Source organism: Bradyrhizobium sp. BR 10289 (assembly GCF_019455385.1).
Lineage (GTDB): Bacteria > Pseudomonadota > Alphaproteobacteria > Rhizobiales > Xanthobacteraceae > Bradyrhizobium.
In genome coordinates this window covers 1-19,197 of sequence record NZ_JACOFR010000044.1, presented here as the reverse complement: position 1 = coordinate 19,197, position 19,197 = coordinate 1, and the positions used below count along the sequence as shown (strand labels likewise).

Here is a 19,197-nt window from a genome sequence, read left to right as displayed (position 1 = left end):
GGGAGCAATTGCGGCACGCGCTGGCGACCCCGTCCTCGCCAAACCACTTCCTGTAGTTATGGGTCCCGGATCTGCGCTGGCGCTTGTCCGGGACGGCACCGTGATCGTTGTGCCAGCTACACCTAAAGTTGCGTCTTGTAGAGCTCTTCTACGGTCTCCTGAGGCTGCGGTTCACCGAGGCCGGTCTGCTCGTGGACGATTTCGACGATGCTCGGCATCACCGAGCGCTGCACCTTCTCGGGCGACCACAGCTTTGAGCGCATCAGCGCCTTGCCGCAGTGGAAATAGACTTCGCTGACGGCGACGCTCAGCACCGCGCGCGGCGGCTTGCCGAACTCCACCATCGATGCGAGCAGATCCGGATCGGCCGACAGCGTGCCGCGGCCGCCGACGCGCAGCGTCTCGTCGATCCCCGGCACGAAGAACAGCATGTGCACGAAACCTGAGCCTTCGACGACGTTGCGAAAACTGTCGATGCGGTTGTTGCCGGAACGGTCGGGCATCAGAAGCTGGTTGGGCCCGACGACGTGGACGAAGCCGATGCCGCCGCCGCGCGGTGAGGCATCGACGCTGCCGTCGGTGCCCGACGTTGCGAGCACGCAGAACGGCGACATCTCGATGAACTTCTTCGCGTGTGCGTCAATGGCGGGGCGCGCCTTGGCGATCACGCGCGGGCTTGGCTTCGGATAAAGGGTGGCGAGGTCTTCGGCGCAAAGATCGGTCAACGGCGTGCCTCCGCATGAATTCGGCGTCAGGCTACCCGATCATGCCGCCTCCAGCCAATGGAATCCGTCAAGACGCCTCACACCGCATCGGCCGGCACGAAGCAACTGATGATGATGGCGCCGCGATGATGGACATACCACACTACGGCCTGGCCGACGGGATTGCCACGATCGCGAATGATGGCGCGGTCGGGCACTTCCATCCATTGTCCCTCGATCGGCACCCAATAGGTTCCGCCGCGCACGTCGTAGTCGGTACGGTGGCCGTCGGAAATGTCGCAGCAGGGCACGCCGTTCGGTGCGATCACGCTCTTGAACCAGGCGCGGATGTCGGGCGGGACGTGGTCGTATTGCCCGTTGTCGAACGCAAACGCGGCGCTGGTCAGCACCGTCATCGTGGCGAGCCAAACGCACAGCGCTAGCCTGTGCATGCGATCCTCCTCATCGCGTGTCGTGCCATGAGCGCGCGATTGCCCCGCGCGTCGATTCGTATCGTTGATGCGATTAAGCCCGAGCTATCCGCGTATTGCATGCTCAAATAATATGCGGCGCACGAGGCGCCGCATATGATGCGTTGCGATATCGGTGGTCCGCTGTCGTTACATCGTCCGCTGCGGCGCGGTCTGCAGCAACTGCCTGACCTGCTCGATGTAGAATTTCGCGTTGCCCGTCGTGCCGTGGCCGCGCGTCTCGGTGCTTGCAGGGATGAGATACAGACTGCCGTTCTTGACCTGCTTCATCGCGGCTTCCGTGATGCCGGTCTCGGGCGGATTGCGTTCGTCGTCGGCTGAATTGATCAGCAGCAGAGAGGCCTCGATCTGCGCGAGCTTGTCCGCGGCGTTGTAGTCGTGCGAGGCCTCCCACTGATAGACGAAGTCGTTGGCGTCTGTCGTGATCGGCGTCGCGAGCCGCTCGTCGACGATCTTGTCGGCCTTGGCCGCCGTCGGTGCCTGCTGCTGATAGGCGAGAGTGCCGCCGATGCTGGCGATGCCGTAGGCCGTGGCGGCGTATTTCATCATGCGCGGCTGGCTGGTGTAGTTGCCGCCGTTATAGTCGGGGTCGTTGCGGATGGTGTCGAGCATGATCCGCCGCAGCATCCAGTTGCGCGAGGCCATCTCGGTCGGCTGCGAAGCCATCGGGATCAGCGCGTCCATCGTCTTCGGATATTTCTCGCCCCACAGCCAGGTGTGCATGCCGCCCATCGAATTGCCGATGACGAGCCGCAGATGCTTGACGCCGAGGCCTTCGGTCACGAGGCGATATTGCGCCTCGACCATGTCGTCGTAATTGTATTTCGGAAAGCCGGTCTTCATGCCGTCCGACGGTTTTGACGACTGGCCGTGGCCGATGCCATCAGGAAGGATGATGTAGTATTTGGAGGCGTCGAGCGGTTGTCCCGGTCCGAACATCTCGCCACCGAATGTCGGCCCCAGCATACCGGTGCCCGAGCCGCCGGTGCCATGCAGCACCAGCACCGGTTGGCCAGACGGCTCGCCGACCGTGGTGTAATGCAGCTTTAGCTCCGGCATGGTCTCGCCGGTGTGGAACTTGAAATCCTTGGCGACCCAGTCGCCTTGTTTCGGCGCCGGATACTCGGCGGCCATCGCCGACGTCGAAATGGACAGCAGAACGGCCGACAGCGCGGCGCAGGATGCCTTCATGCTTCTCTCCCCGTTGCGGCTCGTCATCAGTGGCCGCGTGGCGCGGAACTTAGCAGAACGGCAGGGAACGATGTAGGATTTCAGCTCCGCCGATCGTCCTAGAGGGAAACACCGGAGAGACCGCATGTGTCGCAACATCAAGACGCTGTTCAACTTCGAGCCGCCGGCGACGGAGGACGAGATCCATGCCTCGGCCTTGCAGTTCGTGCGAAAACTGTCCGGCTTCAACAAGCCCTCGCAGGCCAATGAGGCGGCGTTCGACCGCGCGGTGGTAGAGGTGGCTGAAGCTGCGCGAAAACTCCTGACCTCGCTGCACACCCATGCGCCGGCGCGCGATCGTAAGGTCGAGGCGGAGAAGGCAAAAGAGCGTTCGCGGCTGCGGTTCGGTTAATCGCTCCCCAGGCACGCGGTCCGTGACCTGGCTCACGGTAGAAGGCGCCTTTATTTGCGACGGTGTCCGCCGGGGTTTTGACAGCCCGGAGCACGACCATGAGCCGCCCCCTTCTTCCGCTGAAAGCAGGTGCCGTTGTCTTCACGCTGCTGTGGACCGCGTGGATGATGTGGTGGAGCGGCTCGTTCTCGAGCGCGAATGTCGTCGTCCTGGCGCTGTGCGGCGCCGTGGTCGGCTATCTCTGGTATCGCGCCATGCGCTGGCAGTTCGAGCGCATGGGCATGCTGCCGCGCCGCGAGGACCAGGCCAAGTAGCCGCCTAATCCTTGTGGCTGTGCTTCTTCTTTTTCTTCTTTTTCTTGTGATCCTCGCCTTCGCTGTCAGCGTCCTCATCCTCGACGGGGACCTCTTCGGCCTCATGCACCGCGGCTTCGAGCGCGGCGCGCTCGGCGGCTTCTTGCTCACGCTGGCGGCGGCGTTCGTCCCAGGCATCGAACAGCTGCTCGAGCCATGGTAGCACCTGCTCGATCGACGGCAGTTGGCCGGGCGGTCCGACCTCCCCACGTGGACCCTGCGGTCCCGCCGGCCCTTGCGGGCCAACAGGCCCCTGTGGACCTGCGGCTCCACGCGGACCGGCCTCGCCCGGCTTGCCTTGGGGGCCGGCCTTGCCTTGCGGTCCGACTTTTCCGGTCGGTCCAGGCTTGCCCTGTGGCCCCGGCTTGCCGCGTGCGCCGTCGGGTCCCCGTTTGCCGGGGTGACCCTGCGGTCCCGGCCGTCCCGGTTCGCCCTGCCGCCCGCGCGGACCTGGAGGTCCCTGCCGTCCTTGATCGTCTGCCACGCCACTGCTCCCTTGACCGGAAGCAAGTTACTTAGCGGCGTTTGACGACAGCAGCAATTCTGCCCGCGTATCACGACAGGTTTGATCAACATCAATCGGCGTTGCGAACGCCGTGTCATCAATCGCGCACGGCCACAACTTTCGCGAGGAGCGACGGATGCGCGCAGCGTGGACAATCTTCTGCCTGTCGGCAGTCATCCTTGCAGTTGCGGCCGGGCTTGCCCATCTGCTCGTGCCCGATGTCGTGCCGGTCGCCTTTGCCGAGGAGCCGCAATCGTCCTGGGCCGTCATGACGGCCTTCGTGCTGCGCGCCATCGAGCTGATCGCGGCTTTCGTCGCGATCATCGCGCTTGTGGTGCTCACCGGCGGACTGATCGGCCGCGCCGTCACGCATTAGTCGTGATAGGCGGGCACCTCGATGCCCGAAGCGGCATAGATCCTGATCTTGTTGCGCAGCGTGCGCACCGACAGGCCGAGCACGCGCGATGCACGCGTGCGGTTGCCGTCGCAGCGCGCCAGCGTCTGAAGCACGAGCTCGCGCTCGACCTCGTCAATTGTTGCGCCGATCAGCAGTGGAACGATCTGGTTGGGTGCAAGGAATTCTGCGTCCTGCGGCGCCGCGACATGTACAGTGGTCATCAACACACCCCGATCAACGCCCGCTTCCTTCGCTGGAAGCGGATCGAGAACAAACGACCCCCAAGCCGTAGATTCTAAGCCGTAAATCTACGGTGGGCGGGTTTGGTTAATGAAAGGTTAATCGCGGGCCCTCCCACGAGATGACCTTGGGAATGCCGCGAAGTCGCCGCGATCGGCGCGAGGTGCATAGCAATGCGGACCGATCCCGATCCGCAGGCTCGCGGTCACGATCACACCGTCCGATAGCCGCCGTCCACCATCACGATCGTGCCCGTCACATACGCAGAGAGATCCGACGCGAGGAAGATCGCAGGACCGACGATGTCCTCCGGCTTGCCGGTGCGTGCCAGCGGGGTGTGATCGACGAAGGCCTGCACCAGCGCCGGGTTGGTCGCGCGCACATTTGCGTTGATGTTGGTCTCGATGAAACCCGGCCCGATCGCGTTGACGCGCACGCCTTCCTTGCCGAGCTCGACCGCGAGCGCCTTGGTGAAGCCGAGCACGCCGTGTTTCGAGGTCGTATAGGCGGCCGAGCTCGGCGTGCGCAGATGCACGAAGGACTGGATCGAGCCGATATTGACGATGCGGCCCTTGCTGGCCCGCAGCGGCGCGAGAAAGGCCTGCGTCGTGTTGAAGACGCCGTTGAGGTTGAGCGAGATGATGTCGTTCCAGTCCTTCGCCACCGTTTCCGTTTCGGCGGTGAAGGCGTTTCGGCGGGTGATGCCGGCATTGTTGACGAGGATCGAGACCTGCCCGATCCTGTCGGCAACTTGCTTGGCCAGGGCAAAGCAATCCTCCCGCCTGGTGACGTCGAGCGCAAAGCTCTCCGCCTTGCCGCCGGCCGCGCGGATCTCCTTTGCTGCCTCCGCGACGGTATCGGCGTTGACGTCGAGCAGCACCACTTGCGCCCCCTCGCGGGCGTAGCCGGCCGCGATGGCCCGGCCGATGCCGGAACCGGCGCCCGTGACGACGGCGATGTGGTTTGCGAGCAATGCCATGGCAATTTCCTCCCGTTTTCGTTTCTAAGTTTCATGAAAGGCTAACCCGAAATTAAGGGGTCGGAAACGGCGGCCTTGGCATACTGATCTTCATTGCTAAACGTTGCGCGCATGATGGAACGGCTTGAATCCTGGAAACTGGCGCTCGAGCGCCTGCGGTCGGCGGAGGCTGCCAATTGGGCCGAGGCTGGCCGGCTCGTCGCCGAGATCGTGCGCATGAGCACGGACACCATGCTGCGCCAGGCGGCCGAGCAGGCGCTTCCGGTGCTGCGCCAGGCCGCCGACAATGACGATCACGGCGTCGCTCTGGCGGCCCGGCGCCGGATCGGTGTGGTGCTCGAGGTCGTGCACGATCTGACCGCCCCGCGCTTCGGCCGCCGCAATGCGGCGCCGAAGAAGCTCTCCAGCGAGGACCGCGCCCGCCAGATGCTCGGCCTGCCGCTCGCGGTGCAGCTCACCTGCGACGACATCAACCAGGCCTATCGTCGCGCCGCCAAGGGCATGCATCCCGACCACGGCGGCAGCAAGGAAGCCTTCATCGACCTCGCCGCCGCGCGCGATATCCTGATTCATCCCGGCGCGCACAAGGACGCGTGAGAGCCCTCAGCTCTTCTTGATACAACTCGGATAGGGCGCAGTTTCGCCTGTTACGATCGGGCAGAGCTCGATCGGGCTCAGCTCGAGCAGACGCTTCTGCCAGCGCTCGTCATTGACCGGCGGCTCGTCGCTTTCGGGGCCGCGTTCGGCCCATTGGATGGTGTAGTAATCGCTCGCGCCTTTCAGCGTGATCAGCAATGCGGTCTCGCTGTGGCGGGTCGGGCCGCTGTCGACGCGGCCGCAGCCGATCACCGCGACGAAACCTTCGAAGCGGCCGAAATTCATCGGCCCGAACGGCCGCGCCGCAAAGCTGTCGGGGCAGGCCGATTTGAAGCCGCCGGCGATGGTGCCTGCGAATTTCTCGGGCGATGCGCCCGGCGTCAGCGTCATTCCCTTCTCGCCCGTTACGGTGATCATCTGCGTCCAGAGCTCGGGCGTCTCGCCCTTCAGAACGGCCTCGCGGATGTAGTGGCCGCCCTTGGTGTTCTCGAACACGGCTGCGAAATTCGACGGCATCGCAAAGCTGACGAGCTGGCTGAAGATCGGCGAGATCACGCGGAAGGACGGCGGGCTCTGCGCCTGCGCGCTTGCTGCGAGCAGGAGCGACGCTGCGAAAATTCCTGCGGTCGTCGTCGTGCGCATCGATCTGCTCCGAAGCGGGGAGGCAAAAAAGAGAGCGGGCAAGGATGCTGGCATCGCATCCTTGCCCGGCCCTTATCGTCCGCCGATCGAATCTTACCAGGAGCAGTGGCCGTTCTTCAAAGCACCGTCCTTCAGCATCAGTGCGTCGACGAAGGTGGGCACGCTCGCGCTGGCGCGATGATAGCCGGCCGGCCACGGCGTGGTCGGGATGCTCTCGTCCCAGATCTGGCAGAAGCCGGTGTCCTGCCAGCGGATCAGGTGATAGCTGGCCTGGGCGGGGCTCGCGGCGACGAAAGCGGTGACGGCAAGACCGGCGGCAGCGCAAAGCACGGAAATACGACGCATGATCAGCTCCTCAAATGAAAGATGTGATGCACCTCCCGACAATGAGGGGAGGGATGGGACCGGGCGCTCTTGGACGTTGCGGCCCGGACAAGACGTGAGTAGTTCCGCCCGCGGATGAGGTTCAAACGACGCGTGGCGGAAATGCGCGAGCCCGGCTGAAAAGCGGGCCGCCTGCAGGAAAAAGAAAGGGCGGATTACTCGCGCGACCCGCCCTCGAAATCCGTCTTGTCGTCTCAGGCCTAGAGCGTGCACTTGCGCTCGGCGCGCATCTTGATCTGGAGGTCGGAGGCCTGCGTGAAGGTCGGGACCGGCTTGCTGACGACCTTGTAGGTCGAGGTGCCCCATTGGAAGGGCTTGTACTTCAGATCCTCGTTCCAGACCTGGCAGATGCCGGTGTTGTCCCAGCGGATCACGTAATAGCCGGGCGCCGCCGAGGCGGGCATGGCGAACACGGACGAAGCGATGCCGGCAACGGCACAGAGGGCGAGAACGCGACGCATGAAGTATCTCCTTGAGGGAAAGGGTGACCGGAAAATTCGTGCGGTAAAAGCAGGCCCTTTGCAAGCCGGCGCGCCGCCGTTCACGGATATGTCAGACCCGGCAGCGCACTTGGTTTGGCCGCGTGCCCGGCAAGCCACACGCCGCCGATGCGCCTCACCTCGCCAGCGAGGCGACGGCCTCGATCTCGATCAGCATCTTCGGATCGGGCAGCGCCTGCACCACGCACGTTGTGCGCGCCGGAAAAGGCGGCGGGCCGAAGGCGCCGGCGTAGAGCGCATTCATGGCGGCAACGTCCGAGGCGCGGGTCAGGAGCACGTTGACCTTGACGAGGTCGCGCACCGTCGCACCGGCCTCGTCCAGCACGCGTTTGATGTTGACGACGACATTGGCGAATTGCGTCTCGAAGCCGTCGGGCAGCGCGCCGCTCGCATCGAAGCCGGGGATGCCGGAGACGAACAGGAGATCGCCGACCCGCGTCGCAAAGGACAGCGGCGGCGCCTTCACGTGCGGCGGGGGCGCGAAATGCTGGATCGGCATGGATCACCTCGGAGGGGTTGGGATGGGTGAGGGTAGCGCCATGCCGGGGAGTTGCAATCGGCATCGCGGGAGGGGCAAAGACGAAAATTCGGAAACTACCCCATGCACAGTAGAAACATGATGGGCATCATTGGCGTTTTCCAGAAAATTTCGGGAAGTGCGAATTTTCGCTTGCGCCGTCGGGCAAAACAGGTGCAGAATGGGATACTGGCGATGGTGCCGGTGTCAGCCCCAATCTGCGCTGTCATGCCCCGCGAAGGCGGGGCATCCAGTACGCCGCGGCCTCTCGGTTCAATCGCAGGCGTCTCTGGAATACTGGATCGCCCGGTCCTCGTGCGCAATTGCGCACTGGCCTGGCGATGACAGTTGAGGATGTTGCGACGGGCCACGCCTCACGTCCGCCCCATCATGTTGCCGCCGCGATCGATCGGATAGATTCGTCGCCTCTGATTCGTTTCCTCCCCAAGACAATAGCCCCCGGAGATACTCCATGACGATCGCCACCACCCTTCGCGCCGCGCTGCTCGGCCTCGCTGCGCTGGCCGGCCTCTCGACCTCGGCGCTGGCCGACGGCGGCACCGTGGTGCTGACGATCTACAAGGCGGGCTGGATCATCGGCGGCTCCGGCGGCTCGGGCGTGCTGAACTTCCGCGGCCGCGCCTATTCGCTCTCCACCGGCGGGCTCGATTACGGCCTCGTCTTCGGCGGCTCCAAGACCGTGCTGCGCGGGCGCGTCTCCAACATCAACCGGCCCTCGGACGTCGCCGGCGTCTATGGCGCCGCCGGCGCCGGCCTTGCGGTCGGCCGCGGCGCCCGCGCCATCGTGCTGACCAACCAGAAGGGCGCGGTGCTGGAGCTGACCGGAACGCAGGTCGGCCTGATGGCGAACGCGGATCTCAGCGGGCTCGCGATCACGATGCGGTAGGAGGCGAGGACGCATTGAACACCGCCAGCTGAGCGTCGAAAGCGCGCCGGAAGGCGGGACGCGCTTCGCCGCGGGCGACGTAGGCGGCGATCCCAGGACATTCGTCCAGCAGTCCCGATGTCTGCAACCGGCGCAGCACGGTGACCATCAGCACATCGGCGGCGCTGAATGCGCCGTCGAGCCAGTCGGCGTTGCCGAGATGGCGGGACAATTCGCTGAGCCTGACACGGACGCGATCCTGCAACATCGGCAGGCGCTGCGCGTACCAGTCCTTGTCGCGCTCGACCAGCATCGCCATGGTGAGCTCGACGATCGGCGGCTCGACCGTGCTGAGCGCGGCGAACATCCACGCGATGGCGCGGCTTCTGGCATTGCTCTCCGCCGGCAGCAGTCCGGCATGACGCTCGGCGATGTGCAGCACGATCGCACCGGACTCGAACAGCGCGAGATCGCCGTCCTCATAGGTCGGAATCTGCCCGAACGGATGCAGCGCCAGATGCGCCGGCTGCTTCATCGCCGCGAACGAGACGAGGCGAACGTCGTAGGGCTGGCCGACCTCCTCCAACGCCCAGCGCACCCGCATGTCCCGCGCCTGCCCGCGGCCGCGGTCCGGGGAGGATTCGAAGGCGGTGATGGTGGGCATGTGGCAGCTCCGGGTTGGTCCATTGCCAAAGGACGAACGATGGATGCGCTTTCCGACAGGCTCGTGCGACGTGCGGATGGTGCGTGCCCCGGACGCAGCGCAGCGCGCCGCCACTTGCGGCGTGATGCGCTGCAGAGCCGGGGCCCATCACGAGCCCTACCGGAATCCCTGGGTCCCGGGTCTGCGCTGCGCTTGCCCGGGACATGAGAGCGGAGGCGGTCCGGGCGTAAACCTTCAATGCAGGCGAGCGATCCACTCCGCCAGCTCGCGCCACGGCTCGATTGTCCAGCTCCCCGACGCCGCGCCCGACGGCGAGGGCAGCACGAAAATCTCCGGCAGGCTTTCGTCGCGCTCCTGCCGCCCCAGCGAAATGGCAGCGGACGACCTGCCATAAAACAAGCTCGCCGCCTTCTTGCTCGTGAACGCAATCGTCCGCGGTCGGTATTTTTCGATCTTCTCCCTGAACCCCGGCACGTCGATCGTCTCCGCCGCGATCTGGTGATCCATCCCCGCGCCCGACTTGGACAGATCGGTGAAGCCGATGCCGAGTTCGATCAGCGATGCGAATTCGCTCGGCTGATAGCGCCGCGGCGTGATCCCGGAGTCATGGAGCGCGCGCCAGAAGCGGTTGCCGGGATGGGCGTAGTAGTGCCCGAGCTCGGCCGAACGCGTCGAGGCGGCGGTGCCGACGAAGACGAGGCGGAGGTTGGGAAGGAGCTGGTCGGGGAGGCGGTGAGGAACGACTTCCGGCAAGTCAGTATCCGCGGCTGCAGCCTACATGAGCGAAGGAATATGCAGGAACGTTTTTCCAAACGTCACGTTCGTTCAATTAATTGCACAGCTAGTGGCTAAATTCCACTTTGTGGATCTGGTTCTTCACCTCATCCAGCGAGTTGCGAGTTTCTGCGAGCAGCTTAAACGAAGGTTCTATCGCGCGGGCCTTAACCCGCGCAGCTACCCCATTTAGGCGCTCCAAATTCTTGCTAGCATCGCTGAAGTAAGACGAAGTGTGAGTAAAGACGTCCTCAGCAGTCCGTTCGTACTCCCCTCTTAGACGGCGAAACTCGGCGTCATATTTCCGCAAAACCTCGAGCCGCTCAGATGCAACTGGATTCCAGCCATCAGGGTCGAAGTCAATTACCCGGTCGTATGCTTCGCTTAGCTTTCTTGATAAAATGGCTTCATCGAGAGCGGTAAATTCATGCGCTTTGAATTCTTCCTCGACAATGCCTAGAACCCGCTCTCTTACGATGGCTTGTGAATCGTTTTGAATGCGACTGGTCGTGCGCGGAAAATCATCGCGCCACTTCGCGAAGAAAGCGCCCGCGGAGCCTGATAGAAGCGTAGCCACCAGATTCCAAATAATTGCATTTGCAATGTCCTGCGGAACGTCCCTGTTGATGAATCTATAGAAAATATACCCGAGAAACGCCAATATCGCTGAGCCCGCTATCATCGTGACATAGCGCCAAATTCGCCTGCGTCGTGCTGCACTAATATCTACCTCGTATTGGCGGCGTCCTTCGGCAACCGCGCCAGATAGCCGAATAGACAGTCGACCGGTTAGATTTTGGGTGTCGTCTCTCAACCTCGATGCGACATACGAGAGTAGGTCGGCTTTCTCTGCTTCTATCTGTGGCGCAATCTCTCTAGCTCCTGAGATCGGTGATGGGATTTTAAGCTCGCCGAGTTCGTTTATGAGAGGGCGGACCTGATCTTGAAGAGCGGCCAGATGAGTAAGCCCCTTTGTGCTTACCTCATTGAAGTCTGGAAAGAGGAGTTGCATGGTTTCGTTAGTGAACGCCATGGTATCGTTCTTTGTGAACTCAGATTCTAGTGCATCTAGGCGCGCGCCGATTCCTAGCGTCGAGATGGACTCCTTGGTTGTGTGTGAGAACACACCATCTCGATAGAGCTCAGCATTCTTGAAGAATTGATTTAGGTCAATTGTGAGAGAGCGTTGAGCGTTGTTGACTTCGATCTCACACTCTCGAATTGGGGTTTGGTTCTCGACGAGAATAGCGAGTTCAGAAGTCAATCGTCTCAGGTCGGCCGCCGCATCGCGGAGAGCTTGAGCCTTTGTTTCCCGCGTGGACGTCCAGTCTGCGGTTAGAGACGCTGGTGTTATTGGCAGAAGAACATCGGGTCTTAAGTCGATCAAACTTGAGGGTACATCAAGGCTGCCGCTGGCCGCCGTCAATTCCCAGAGCTTTAGTTGTTCAACGCGCGCTCGCAGGTTTTGCGATATGTCCAATCGAGCTTTTAGTCCAATATTTCTCGCAATGAAGACAGCGTCGTTATTCAGTGATTTTCTTGTCTCTGAGCGACGCCGAGCCACTTGGGTGAAGCTCTCAATGATTTGCGGAAGAAAATCGGCGTTGGCCAGACTCTTTATCGTGCGCTCGCGGGTGCCGCGAACTGAGGTAAGTTGATCGAGCCAGCTCTTCGTTAGATTGCTATTCGAAATAATTACGTTCTCGTTATACAACTGAATATTCTGTTCCGCTGTATCAACGACCTTGCTCAATTGCTTGAGCTTCTCATCTATGAAGTTGGCGAAGAAGGTTCTCAGTTCCCTTGCAGCGGTCTGAAAATAGCGCAGCTTGTGACCGTGCATCACTATTCTTGCGTTGGGGTTGCTCGGGTCGCATTTTGTGCGAATGAGGTCGACTAACGCTTCGATGTTATATCGAGGCTTCTTGTTGTCGATAAGAATAAACTGCTCATCTGTATACATCATCGGGGAAAGCAGTTTGTTTAGCCTGGTCAAGACGTCACCGAGAAATCGATCTCGTCTCAAACTGTCAATATTTGAGTTTGACACTGGCTTAGTGCGATCGATTCGGAACTCATCCGCTCGCGTCACAATGAACCTAATCGGAATGAAGGCGAGCCGTTTATGTATTTCCGTGAGGAGTGGGAGATCGGTCTTGTCTAGGGGGCTGGTCGCAGAGAAGAAAAAGAGAATTACGTCGCAAATTGGCAGAAAATCGCGAGCCACCTCTTCGACAAATTGGGTGTCGCCGCTGCCCGGTGTGTCAGCCAGAACTACTTGCCGCAACAGGTCGCTCTCGACGGCTTCGTGTCGGATCGTTACATGGCCTTCTCTTATCACCCCCAAAAGAGACTTTGCATTCTCTTCCGATGTTATAAGCGTAATCGTTGTGTCTGTCGGATTCAGATCTGTTTCGCGTTCGTGATCACTTTCCCAAATCTCAAGAATTGAGTTTATCGTACTCGACTTGCCTGACGAGAAGTGACCGACTAGTCCTACATAGTAGAGATCGCCCTCACGCTCGAGATATTGAGTTAGGCTCTTTGTAAGTCTGCGGAGAACGTTGTACTGCTCGGTGGTTCGAGCATTTTTTGCCAAATCGAGAGCCTCTTCTGTCTCTGGCTCTTCCAGTAGTTGAGTCAGTTGCTGGAGGCCGTTCAAGACTTGAGTAGCCTGGATGTCAACTTCGTGCGCACCCAACCGTGGTTCCATCCCGTTGCCCCCTATGGACTTGTTGCAACCCTTGCGAGCATAGTCTGCGGGCTTGTAAAAACAATAGCCAGGATTTTACCCGGTAACCAAATAAGTGGCGTTCGGCCACGCAAGGGGCCGAGCGATTCTGTGAGGTCGCCCCACGGATCCAGCGTCCATTGGCCTATCACGGTGCCGACAAAGACTTGGCTGAAATTGGAGCGGAGTTGGTTGGCGAGGTGTCGGCAACTTGGCCGTCCCTCCCCCAGACTGGTCAGTATTCTAGAAGCACGCACAAGAGTAAAATATCAATCCTGGACGTCGCTTCGCTCATCCGACCTACATTTGGTATTTAATAGCTTTTTTAGACGGACGCTTCCAGGCATTGAAATTTTGTGTGGGCCTATGCCGACACTGTCGAACTCAAGTGAGCCAACTGCTATTTCCTCTCGGAAGTATTGAACCAAATCAGATTGCATGAAACGCCAAACCCATACTAGAGCCGGTTCGATGAACTCCCGCAGATCGGTATGTTCAATCGCTCCGTTGCTCGTAGACAGGCGGCTGTCGAGAAAGCCGACGCGCATCGTATTAGTTCTAAAGATTATGGCCTTAGCGCGAAAATGAACGATGTCATCACGCCGCGAAACGAAGCGCTCAATGTCTTGACGATTGTTCTCAAGGAGCTTCGTTAGTGCGGTGGAAACGTCCGGGTGTTTGCGGACAAACTTCAGCAATTCTCTGATGCTAAATTGCCGATACTGTAGAGGGCCTGGCCCTTTCGGCTGACTAAGCCCCCGGATAGCAGGAGGCATGCACACGCGGATGACGTATGCGAGCTCGTCAATTAGGACCCTGAGCCTCACCAGTAGATGCTCGATCTCCAGCTCGGCATCGTAGCATAGTTCGTCCGCCTTGGTTGCCGCGTATCCTTCGTACAGAACCGAAAGGCGCTCGTAGCATCCAACCAAGCGTGTGAGAGCCCAGAATATTCCGGAATAGGATTCGACAGAGTGATGTCTCGCCCAATTTATGCCTGATAGTGCCGAAGAGAGAAAATCGGAAAGTTGATCATCGGGAAGTTCGGCGCCCTCTGAAAACATGGCGTCGAACTTCTCGATAGCTGAACGTGTTGACTTCACGCAGGTCCCAGAATGCTCACAGCACCCGATTGCTCTCCTTCACCTTCTCCGCATCCAGATAAACGCTGCTGCCCATCTCCTTGAACTTCGCGCTCATCTGCTTCATGCCGTCCTCGGCGGTCCCACTGATCGACATCCCCACCGAGTTCGGATCGTTCAGCGTCGCCGCGTAGTCCCGCACGTCCTGGGTGATCTTCATCGAGCAGAACTTTGGCCCGCACATCGAGCAGAAATGGGCGACCTTGTGGGCTTCCTTCGGCAGGGTCTCGTCGTGGAAGTTCTTGGCGGTGTCCGGATCGAGGCCGAGGTTGAACTGGTCGGTCCAGCGGAATTCGAACCTTGCGCGGGAGAGGGCGTCGTCGCGCAGTTGGGCTGCGGGGTGGCCCTTGGCGAGGTCGGCGGCGTGGGCGGCGATCTTGTAGGTGATGACGCCGGTCTTGACGTCGTTGCGGTCGGGCAGGCCGAGATGCTCCTTCGGCGTGACGTAGCAGAGCATGGCGCAGCCGAACCAGCCGATCATGGCGGCGCCGATGCCTGACGTGATGTGGTCATAGCCCGGCGCGATGTCGGTGGTCAGCGGTCCAAGCGTGTAGAACGGGGCTTCGCCGCACTCTTTCAACTGCTTGTCCATGTTGATCTTGATCTTGTGCATCGGCACGTGGCCGGGGCCTTCGATCATGACCTGGCAGCCCTTGTCCCACGCGATCTTCGTGAGCTCGCCGAGCGTCTCGAGCTCGGCAAACTGCGCGCGGTCGTTGGCATCCGCGATCGAGCCCGGGCGCAGGCCGTCGCCGAGCGAGAACGAGACGTCATACTTGCGCATGAGGTCGCATATCTCGTCGAAATGCGTATAGAGGAAGCTTTCCTTGTGATGCGCCAGGCACCACTTCGCCATGATCGAGCCGCCGCGGGAGACGATGCCGGTGACGCGGCTGGCGGTGAGGTGGATGTATTGCAGGCGCACGCCGGCGTGGATGGTGAAGTAGTCGACGCCCTGCTCGCACTGCTCGATCAGCGTGTCCTTGTAGAGCTCCCAGGTCAGCTTGACCGGATCGCCGTTGCACTTCTCCAGCGCCTGGTAGATCGGCACGGTGCCGATCGGCACCGGAGCGTTGCGCAAAATCCATTCGCGCGTCGTATGGATGTTGCGGCCCGTCGAGAGGTCCATCACGGTGTCGGCGCCCCAGCGGATCGCCCACACCATCTTCTCGACTTCCTCCTCGACGGAAGACGTCACCGCCGAGTTGCCGATATTGGCGTTGATCTTGGTCAGGAAGTTGCGGCCGATGATCATCGGCTCGAGTTCGCTGTGGTTGATGTTGGAGGGGATGATAGCGCGGCCGCGCGCGATCTCGCTGCGCACGAACTCCGGTGTGATGAAGGCGGGCACGGAGGCGCCGAAGCTCTCACCGTCGGCGAGGGCTGCTTCGGCGCGCTCGAGCTGCTGCTTGCGCCCGAGGTTTTCGCGGGCGGCGACGTAGATCATCTCCTTGGTGATGATGCCGGCGCGGGCGAATTCGAGCTGCGTGATCTTGTGGCCGTCGAGGCCGCGCAGCGGCTTGTGATAGGCCGAGAAGGCGCGCGCGGCCTTGTCGGTGGAGACGCTGCCATTGTCCTCCGGCTTGATCTGGCGCCCCTCATATTCCTCGACGCCGCCGCGCTCCAGCACCCACTGCTTGCGGCTGCGCGGCAGGCCGGCGTTGACGTCGATGGTGACGCTGGGGTCGGTGTAGGGGCCCGAGGTGTCGTACACCGGCAAGTTCGGCTCGCCGGCGCCTTCGGACAGGATGATCTCGCGCAGCGGCACGCGCAGCTCGGGCGCGGCATCGGGCGAGGCGAATATCTTTCGCGAGGAGGGCAGCGGGCCGGTGGTGACGGCGGGGACGGTTTTTTCGGGATTGGAGCGGATGTTCATGGGGTCCTCCTTTAGTTCGTTGGCATCGCTGCGCGAGCGACAAATACCGCTGTCATCCCCGCGAAAGCGGGGATCCAGTATTCCAGAGGCGGTGGTGAGATGCGGTTAAGCCGCGGCGTACTGGATCGCCCGGTCAAGCCGGGCGATGACAGTTGAGTGTGGGGCGAGGGCGGTGTGCACATCACGCCGCCTCCTTCGAGCCGCCAAGCCATTGGCGCACGCGGGCGTCGGGGTCGGCATTTTGCGTGACGTCGGACACTACCGCGATCGAATCAGCGCCCGCGGCAAAGATTTCCGCGGCGTGCTCGAACTTGATGCCGCCGATCGCGACCAGCGGGATGGGGCCCACGCGCTTTTTCCACTCCGTGATTTTGGGAATGCCCTGCGGCTCGAAGCGCATCGATTTGAGCGTGGTGAAGAAGATCGGGCCGAGCGCGACGTAATCGGGCTTTGCCTTGAGCGCGGTTTCGAGCTCGGCATCGTCATGGGTGGAGATGCCGAGGAGAAGGCCCGCCTCGCGGATGGCCTTGAGGTCGGCGTCCGCCAGATCCTCCTGGCCGAGATGCAGATATTTGGCACCGGCGACGATCGCCGCGCGCCAATAGTCGTTGACTACGAGCTTGGCCTGCGTGCCGTTCGTGATCGCCAGCGCGTCGGTGACGATCTGCAGCGCGTCGGCGTCGTTGAGCTCCTTGGCACGCAGCTGGATGGTGCCGACGCCGAGCTTAGTCAGGCGCTCGACCCATTTGAGGCTGTCGACGACGGGATAGAAGCGATCAGGATACGGCATGCCAGAACGGGGTCCCAACGACAGGGGTGGAGGGGGAGGCGAAGTCGCGAGCGTTCATCAGCCCGGCTTCGAAGGCGGTGCGACCGGCCTCAACGCCAAGGCGGAAGGCGCCCGCCATCGCGACGGGATCGGCGGCTTTGGCGATAGCGGTGTTGAGCAGCACGGCGTCGTAGCCGAGCTCGAGTGCCTCGGCGGCGTGGCTGGGCGCGCCGATGCCGGCATCGACCACCAGCGTGATGTCGGGCAGCCGCTCGCGCAGCAGTTTCAGCGCATCGCGGTTGGTGATGCCCTTGGCGCTGCCGATCGGGGCGGCCCACGGCATCACCACCTTGCAGCCGGCATCGACCAGGCGATTGGCGACCGAAAGATCCTCGGTGCAATAGGGGAACACTTCAAAACCGTCCTTGATCAGGATGGCGGCGGCTTCGACCAGGCCGACCACGTCGGGCTGCAGCGTGTCGTTGTCGGCGATCACTTCCAGCTTGATCCAGTTGGTGCCGAACAATTCGCGCGCGAGCTTTGCCGTCGTCACGGCCTCGCGGACGCTGCGGCAGCCAGCGGTGTTCGGCAGCACGGATACGTCGAGCTCGCGGATCAGCTTCCAGAACGCATCGCCAGTCTTGCCGCCGGCGGATTCGCGGCGGAGCGAGACGGTGACGATGTTCGAGCCCGAGGCGCGGATCGCAGCCTGCATGATCGCGGGCGAGGGATAGAGCGCGCTGCCGATCAGCAGGCGGGAGGCGAAGGTTTTGCCGTAGAAGGTCACCATGTGGAGGGTGTCTCCTTGAATGACGGTGTCATCCCCGCGAACGCGGGGATCCAGTACGCCGCGGCAGAGCGGCCAGAACCGTGAAGCCGCGGCGTACTGGATCGCCCGGTCAAGCCGGGCGATGACAGTGGAGTGTTTGGTGAGAGCAGCACCATCATCACCCTCCCTGCCGCGGCGTGATGATCTCGATCTCGTCGCCGGCCTTGAGCGTGGTCTCGGCCCAGCGGCTCTTCGGCACGACGTCGTAGTTCAGCGCGATGGCGAAATGGGTGCCCTCATAGTCGAGCTCGGTGAGCAGCGCGTCGACGCTGGCCGAATTGATCTCGCGTTGCTCGCCATTGACGATCACAAGCATTGCACGATCACCTGCATTGCATCACCTCATTGTCGATCTGGCCGCGCTGGACGTATTGCAGCGTCAGCTCGGCGAGCGCGGGCGCGATCAGGAAGCCGTGGCGGTAGAGCCCGTTCACGCTGATCTGTTCGCCGCGAATGCCGATGCGCGGGAGATTGTCGGGGAAGGCGGGACGCAGGCCCGAGCCGAATTCGACGATGCGCGCTTCGCCAAACGCCGGGTGCACCGTGTAGGCGGCGCCGAGCAGCTCCAGTGCGGAACGCACGCTGACGCCGGTGTCCTCGGCCTCGATCGAGGTCGCGCCCAGCATGAACAGGCCGGCTTCGCGCGGGATCACGTAAAGCGGCCAGCGCGGATGGATCAGCCGCACCGGGCGCGACAGCTGCACCTCGCTCGTCTCGATCAGGATCATCTCGCCCTTGACGCCGCGCAACTCGCCCTGCTCGTCGCGCGCGGACAGGCCGCGGCAGTCGATCACCAGGCCTTCGAGGTCGTTGGCGGTGACGTCGCTGCCGAACTTGATGGTGCCGCCGGCCGCCTTGATGCGCTCATGCAGCTTCGGCAGCACGCGGCGCGGCTCGACATGGCCTTCAGTCGGAAAGAACAGCGCATCGCGGAAGCGCCCCTCCAGCGACGGCTCGAGTTCGGCGAGGCCGCTCGCGTCGAGCCGGCGATGGCCCTCGGTCATGCGGGCAAAACGCTCGAAGTCGTTGCGTTCGCGCGGATGGGCGACGACGAGGGAGCCGTTGAAGGGGGTGTCCGGCAATTCGCGCCGCCAGATGTCCAGGGAGCGCAGGCCGAGGCGGGAGATGATGGGTTCGGCGACCTCCGCCTCGCAGTAAGGCGCCAGCATGCCGCCGGCCCAATGGCTGGTGGCGTCGGTCATGCCGGCGTCACTGCGCTCGTGCAGCGTCACGGCGTGGCCGGCCTGCGCGAACAGCAGCGCCTGCCAGGCACCTGCAATGCCTGCGCCGATGATGGATACCGGAGAGTCCGGTCGCTTGGTCGTCTGCAACATCCCTGTCCCTTCGCCGGCATGACCCGGATCAGGTTCAAAGGGTCACCGCGGTCCTGGGCGGGCTTGCCCATTTAGCGGTATCTCAGCTCCTCCTCGGAGCACCCCTCGGAACGGCTCTAATGTAGGACAGGGGGAAGGGGCGGTCAACGCCTTGGCGGGGAACTGCTGCCGTGCCCCGGGCGCAGTGCAGCGCGCCGCTCTTCGCGGCGTGATGCGCTGCTGAACCGGGGCCCACGGGGCGGCATACTGATGGTGTGGACGGCCCCCTACGGCATCAGTTGTGCCAGAATGAGGTTGTCAC

24 protein-coding genes and 1 riboswitch are annotated in these 19,197 nt (G+C 62.2%); of the genes, 5 read left to right on the top strand and 19 right to left on the bottom strand.

Features of this window, described 5'->3' with window-relative positions; translation table 11 throughout:
* Window positions 1-122: 122 nt before the first annotated feature.
* From HYH08_RS37095 to HYH08_RS37085, 3 genes are all read right to left on the bottom strand, one after another.
* A complete protein-coding gene (locus HYH08_RS37095; protein WP_220014773.1) occupies window positions 123-725 on the bottom strand; it encodes an MSMEG_1061 family FMN-dependent PPOX-type flavoprotein in 603 nt (200 codons plus the stop codon).
* Between the two features lie 77 nt (window positions 726-802).
* Window positions 803-1,156 carry a hypothetical protein gene (locus tag HYH08_RS37090; RefSeq protein WP_220014772.1) on the bottom strand — a complete coding sequence of 118 codons (354 nt, stop codon included), beginning with the start codon at window positions 1,154-1,156 and terminating at the stop codon, window positions 803-805.
* Between the two features lie 168 nt (window positions 1,157-1,324).
* Window positions 1,325-2,386 carry an alpha/beta fold hydrolase gene (locus tag HYH08_RS37085; RefSeq protein WP_220014771.1) on the bottom strand — a complete coding sequence of 354 codons (1,062 nt, stop codon included), beginning with the start codon at window positions 2,384-2,386 and terminating at the stop codon, window positions 1,325-1,327.
* A gap of 124 nt (window positions 2,387-2,510) precedes the next feature.
* Here HYH08_RS37085 and HYH08_RS37080 point away from each other — a divergent pair, with 124 nt between their 5' ends.
* A complete protein-coding gene (locus HYH08_RS37080) occupies window positions 2,511-2,777 on the top strand; it encodes a DUF2277 domain-containing protein (protein ID WP_220014770.1) in 267 nt (88 codons plus the stop codon).
* Between the two features lie 98 nt (window positions 2,778-2,875).
* On the top strand, window positions 2,876-3,091 hold the full coding sequence (locus tag HYH08_RS37075) for a hypothetical protein (protein ID WP_220014769.1): 216 nt from the start codon (window positions 2,876-2,878) through the stop codon (window positions 3,089-3,091).
* A gap of 4 nt (window positions 3,092-3,095) precedes the next feature.
* On the opposite strand, the gene HYH08_RS37070 is transcribed toward HYH08_RS37075, so the two are convergent.
* A complete protein-coding gene (locus HYH08_RS37070; RefSeq protein WP_220014768.1) occupies window positions 3,096-3,614 on the bottom strand; it encodes a collagen-like domain-containing protein in 519 nt (172 codons plus the stop codon).
* 157 nt (window positions 3,615-3,771) lie between these two features.
* On the opposite strand from HYH08_RS37070, the gene HYH08_RS37065 reads away from it, so the two are divergent.
* Window positions 3,772-4,011, top strand: a complete 240-nt coding sequence (locus HYH08_RS37065) for a hypothetical protein (protein WP_220014767.1) — start codon at window positions 3,772-3,774, stop codon at window positions 4,009-4,011.
* Here HYH08_RS37065 and HYH08_RS37060 read toward each other — a convergent pair.
* On the bottom strand, window positions 4,008-4,253 hold the full coding sequence (locus HYH08_RS37060; protein ID WP_129274321.1) for a helix-turn-helix domain-containing protein: 246 nt from the start codon (window positions 4,251-4,253) through the stop codon (window positions 4,008-4,010). The genes HYH08_RS37065 and HYH08_RS37060 overlap by 4 nt on opposite strands.
* A gap of 230 nt (window positions 4,254-4,483) precedes the next feature.
* Window positions 4,484-5,251, bottom strand: a complete 768-nt coding sequence (locus HYH08_RS37055) for an SDR family NAD(P)-dependent oxidoreductase (RefSeq protein WP_220014766.1) — start codon at window positions 5,249-5,251, stop codon at window positions 4,484-4,486.
* 111 nt (window positions 5,252-5,362) lie between these two features.
* Here HYH08_RS37055 and HYH08_RS37050 point away from each other — a divergent pair, with 111 nt between their 5' ends.
* Window positions 5,363-5,848, top strand: a complete 486-nt coding sequence (locus HYH08_RS37050) for a J domain-containing protein (RefSeq protein ID WP_220014765.1) — start codon at window positions 5,363-5,365, stop codon at window positions 5,846-5,848.
* 6 nt (window positions 5,849-5,854) lie between these two features.
* On the opposite strand, the gene HYH08_RS37045 is transcribed toward HYH08_RS37050, so the two are convergent.
* The 4 genes from HYH08_RS37045 to HYH08_RS37030 form a co-directional block, all read right to left on the bottom strand.
* Window positions 5,855-6,490 carry a hypothetical protein gene (locus tag HYH08_RS37045; protein WP_220014764.1) on the bottom strand — a complete coding sequence of 212 codons (636 nt, stop codon included), beginning with the start codon at window positions 6,488-6,490 and terminating at the stop codon, window positions 5,855-5,857.
* 93 nt (window positions 6,491-6,583) lie between these two features.
* Window positions 6,584-6,835 carry a hypothetical protein gene (locus HYH08_RS37040; protein WP_220014763.1) on the bottom strand — a complete coding sequence of 84 codons (252 nt, stop codon included), beginning with the start codon at window positions 6,833-6,835 and terminating at the stop codon, window positions 6,584-6,586.
* Between the two features lie 239 nt (window positions 6,836-7,074).
* Window positions 7,075-7,335: a hypothetical protein gene (locus tag HYH08_RS37035; RefSeq protein WP_220014762.1), complete on the bottom strand. Its 261-nt coding sequence runs from the start codon at window positions 7,333-7,335 to the stop codon at window positions 7,075-7,077.
* A 154-nt stretch (window positions 7,336-7,489) separates the two neighbouring features.
* Window positions 7,490-7,873, bottom strand: coding sequence for a RidA family protein (locus tag HYH08_RS37030; RefSeq protein ID WP_220014761.1), 384 nt, complete (start codon window positions 7,871-7,873; stop codon window positions 7,490-7,492).
* A gap of 490 nt (window positions 7,874-8,363) precedes the next feature.
* Here HYH08_RS37030 and HYH08_RS37025 point away from each other — a divergent pair, with 490 nt between their 5' ends.
* A complete protein-coding gene (locus HYH08_RS37025; RefSeq protein ID WP_220014760.1) occupies window positions 8,364-8,798 on the top strand; it encodes a hypothetical protein in 435 nt (144 codons plus the stop codon).
* Here the strand turns inward: HYH08_RS37025 and HYH08_RS37020 are convergent.
* The 9 genes from HYH08_RS37020 to HYH08_RS36980 form a co-directional block, all read right to left on the bottom strand.
* Entirely contained in the window at window positions 8,785-9,441 is a 657-nt protein-coding gene (locus HYH08_RS37020) for a glutathione S-transferase family protein (RefSeq protein WP_220014759.1), read from the bottom strand. The two genes, HYH08_RS37025 and HYH08_RS37020, sit on opposite strands and share 14 nt — an antisense overlap.
* Window positions 9,442-9,675: 234 nt before the next feature.
* Window positions 9,676-10,194: a mismatch-specific DNA-glycosylase gene (locus tag HYH08_RS37015; protein WP_220014758.1), complete on the bottom strand. Its 519-nt coding sequence runs from the start codon at window positions 10,192-10,194 to the stop codon at window positions 9,676-9,678.
* 88 nt (window positions 10,195-10,282) lie between these two features.
* Window positions 10,283-12,928 (bottom strand): GTPase, encoded by a 2,646-nt coding sequence (locus HYH08_RS37010; protein ID WP_220014757.1) that lies wholly within the window; start codon window positions 12,926-12,928, stop codon window positions 10,283-10,285.
* 287 nt (window positions 12,929-13,215) lie between these two features.
* A complete protein-coding gene (locus HYH08_RS37005) occupies window positions 13,216-14,049 on the bottom strand; it encodes a hypothetical protein (protein WP_220014756.1) in 834 nt (277 codons plus the stop codon).
* Window positions 14,050-14,065: 16 nt separating this feature from the next.
* Entirely contained in the window at window positions 14,066-15,964 is a 1,899-nt protein-coding gene (gene thiC, locus HYH08_RS37000; RefSeq protein WP_220014755.1) for a phosphomethylpyrimidine synthase ThiC, read from the bottom strand.
* 181 nt (window positions 15,965-16,145) lie between these two features.
* Window positions 16,146-16,754, bottom strand: a complete 609-nt coding sequence (locus HYH08_RS36995; RefSeq protein ID WP_220014754.1) for a thiamine phosphate synthase — start codon at window positions 16,752-16,754, stop codon at window positions 16,146-16,148.
* Window positions 16,741-17,523, bottom strand: a complete 783-nt coding sequence (locus HYH08_RS36990; RefSeq protein ID WP_220014753.1) for a thiazole synthase — start codon at window positions 17,521-17,523, stop codon at window positions 16,741-16,743. Before HYH08_RS36990 ends, HYH08_RS36995 begins: the two co-directional genes overlap by 14 nt.
* Before the next feature lie 157 nt (window positions 17,524-17,680).
* Window positions 17,681-17,878, bottom strand: a complete 198-nt coding sequence (gene thiS / locus HYH08_RS36985; RefSeq protein WP_220014752.1) for a sulfur carrier protein ThiS — start codon at window positions 17,876-17,878, stop codon at window positions 17,681-17,683.
* Between the two features lie 7 nt (window positions 17,879-17,885).
* Window positions 17,886-18,896: an FAD-dependent oxidoreductase gene (locus tag HYH08_RS36980; RefSeq protein WP_220014751.1), complete on the bottom strand. Its 1,011-nt coding sequence runs from the start codon at window positions 18,894-18,896 to the stop codon at window positions 17,886-17,888.
* Window positions 18,884-19,012: riboswitch (TPP riboswitch) on the bottom strand. (Overlaps the previous gene by 13 nt.)
* Window positions 19,013-19,197 lie beyond the last annotated feature (185 nt).

Coding starts and splice junctions, on each gene's coding strand:
- HYH08_RS37090 (WP_220014772.1), bottom strand. CDS start 1,156: ATGCACAGGCTAGCGCTGTGCGTTTGGCTCGCCACGATGACGGTGCTG.
- HYH08_RS37085 (WP_220014771.1), bottom strand. CDS start 2,386: ATGAAGGCATCCTGCGCCGCGCTGTCGGCCGTTCTGCTGTCCATTTCG.
- HYH08_RS37080 (WP_220014770.1), top strand. CDS start 2,511: ATGTGTCGCAACATCAAGACGCTGTTCAACTTCGAGCCGCCGGCGACG.
- HYH08_RS37075 (WP_220014769.1), top strand. CDS start 2,876: ATGAGCCGCCCCCTTCTTCCGCTGAAAGCAGGTGCCGTTGTCTTCACG.
- HYH08_RS37065 (WP_220014767.1), top strand. CDS start 3,772: ATGCGCGCAGCGTGGACAATCTTCTGCCTGTCGGCAGTCATCCTTGCA.
- HYH08_RS37060 (WP_129274321.1), bottom strand. CDS start 4,253: ATGACCACTGTACATGTCGCGGCGCCGCAGGACGCAGAATTCCTTGCA.
- HYH08_RS37055 (WP_220014766.1), bottom strand. CDS start 5,251: ATGGCATTGCTCGCAAACCACATCGCCGTCGTCACGGGCGCCGGTTCC.
- HYH08_RS37050 (WP_220014765.1), top strand. CDS start 5,363: ATGATGGAACGGCTTGAATCCTGGAAACTGGCGCTCGAGCGCCTGCGG.
- HYH08_RS37045 (WP_220014764.1), bottom strand. CDS start 6,490: ATGCGCACGACGACGACCGCAGGAATTTTCGCAGCGTCGCTCCTGCTC.
- HYH08_RS37040 (WP_220014763.1), bottom strand. CDS start 6,835: ATGCGTCGTATTTCCGTGCTTTGCGCTGCCGCCGGTCTTGCCGTCACC.
- HYH08_RS37035 (WP_220014762.1), bottom strand. CDS start 7,335: ATGCGTCGCGTTCTCGCCCTCTGTGCCGTTGCCGGCATCGCTTCGTCC.
- HYH08_RS37030 (WP_220014761.1), bottom strand. CDS start 7,873: ATGCCGATCCAGCATTTCGCGCCCCCGCCGCACGTGAAGGCGCCGCCG.
- HYH08_RS37025 (WP_220014760.1), top strand. CDS start 8,364: ATGACGATCGCCACCACCCTTCGCGCCGCGCTGCTCGGCCTCGCTGCG.
- HYH08_RS37020 (WP_220014759.1), bottom strand. CDS start 9,441: ATGCCCACCATCACCGCCTTCGAATCCTCCCCGGACCGCGGCCGCGGG.
- HYH08_RS37010 (WP_220014757.1), bottom strand. CDS start 12,928: ATGGAACCACGGTTGGGTGCGCACGAAGTTGACATCCAGGCTACTCAA.
- thiC (WP_220014755.1), bottom strand. CDS start 15,964: ATGAACATCCGCTCCAATCCCGAAAAAACCGTCCCCGCCGTCACCACC.
- HYH08_RS36995 (WP_220014754.1), bottom strand. CDS start 16,754: ATGCCGTATCCTGATCGCTTCTATCCCGTCGTCGACAGCCTCAAATGG.
- HYH08_RS36990 (WP_220014753.1), bottom strand. CDS start 17,523: ATGGTGACCTTCTACGGCAAAACCTTCGCCTCCCGCCTGCTGATCGGC.
- thiS (WP_220014752.1), bottom strand. CDS start 17,878: ATGCTTGTGATCGTCAATGGCGAGCAACGCGAGATCAATTCGGCCAGC.
- HYH08_RS36980 (WP_220014751.1), bottom strand. CDS start 18,896: ATGTTGCAGACGACCAAGCGACCGGACTCTCCGGTATCCATCATCGGC.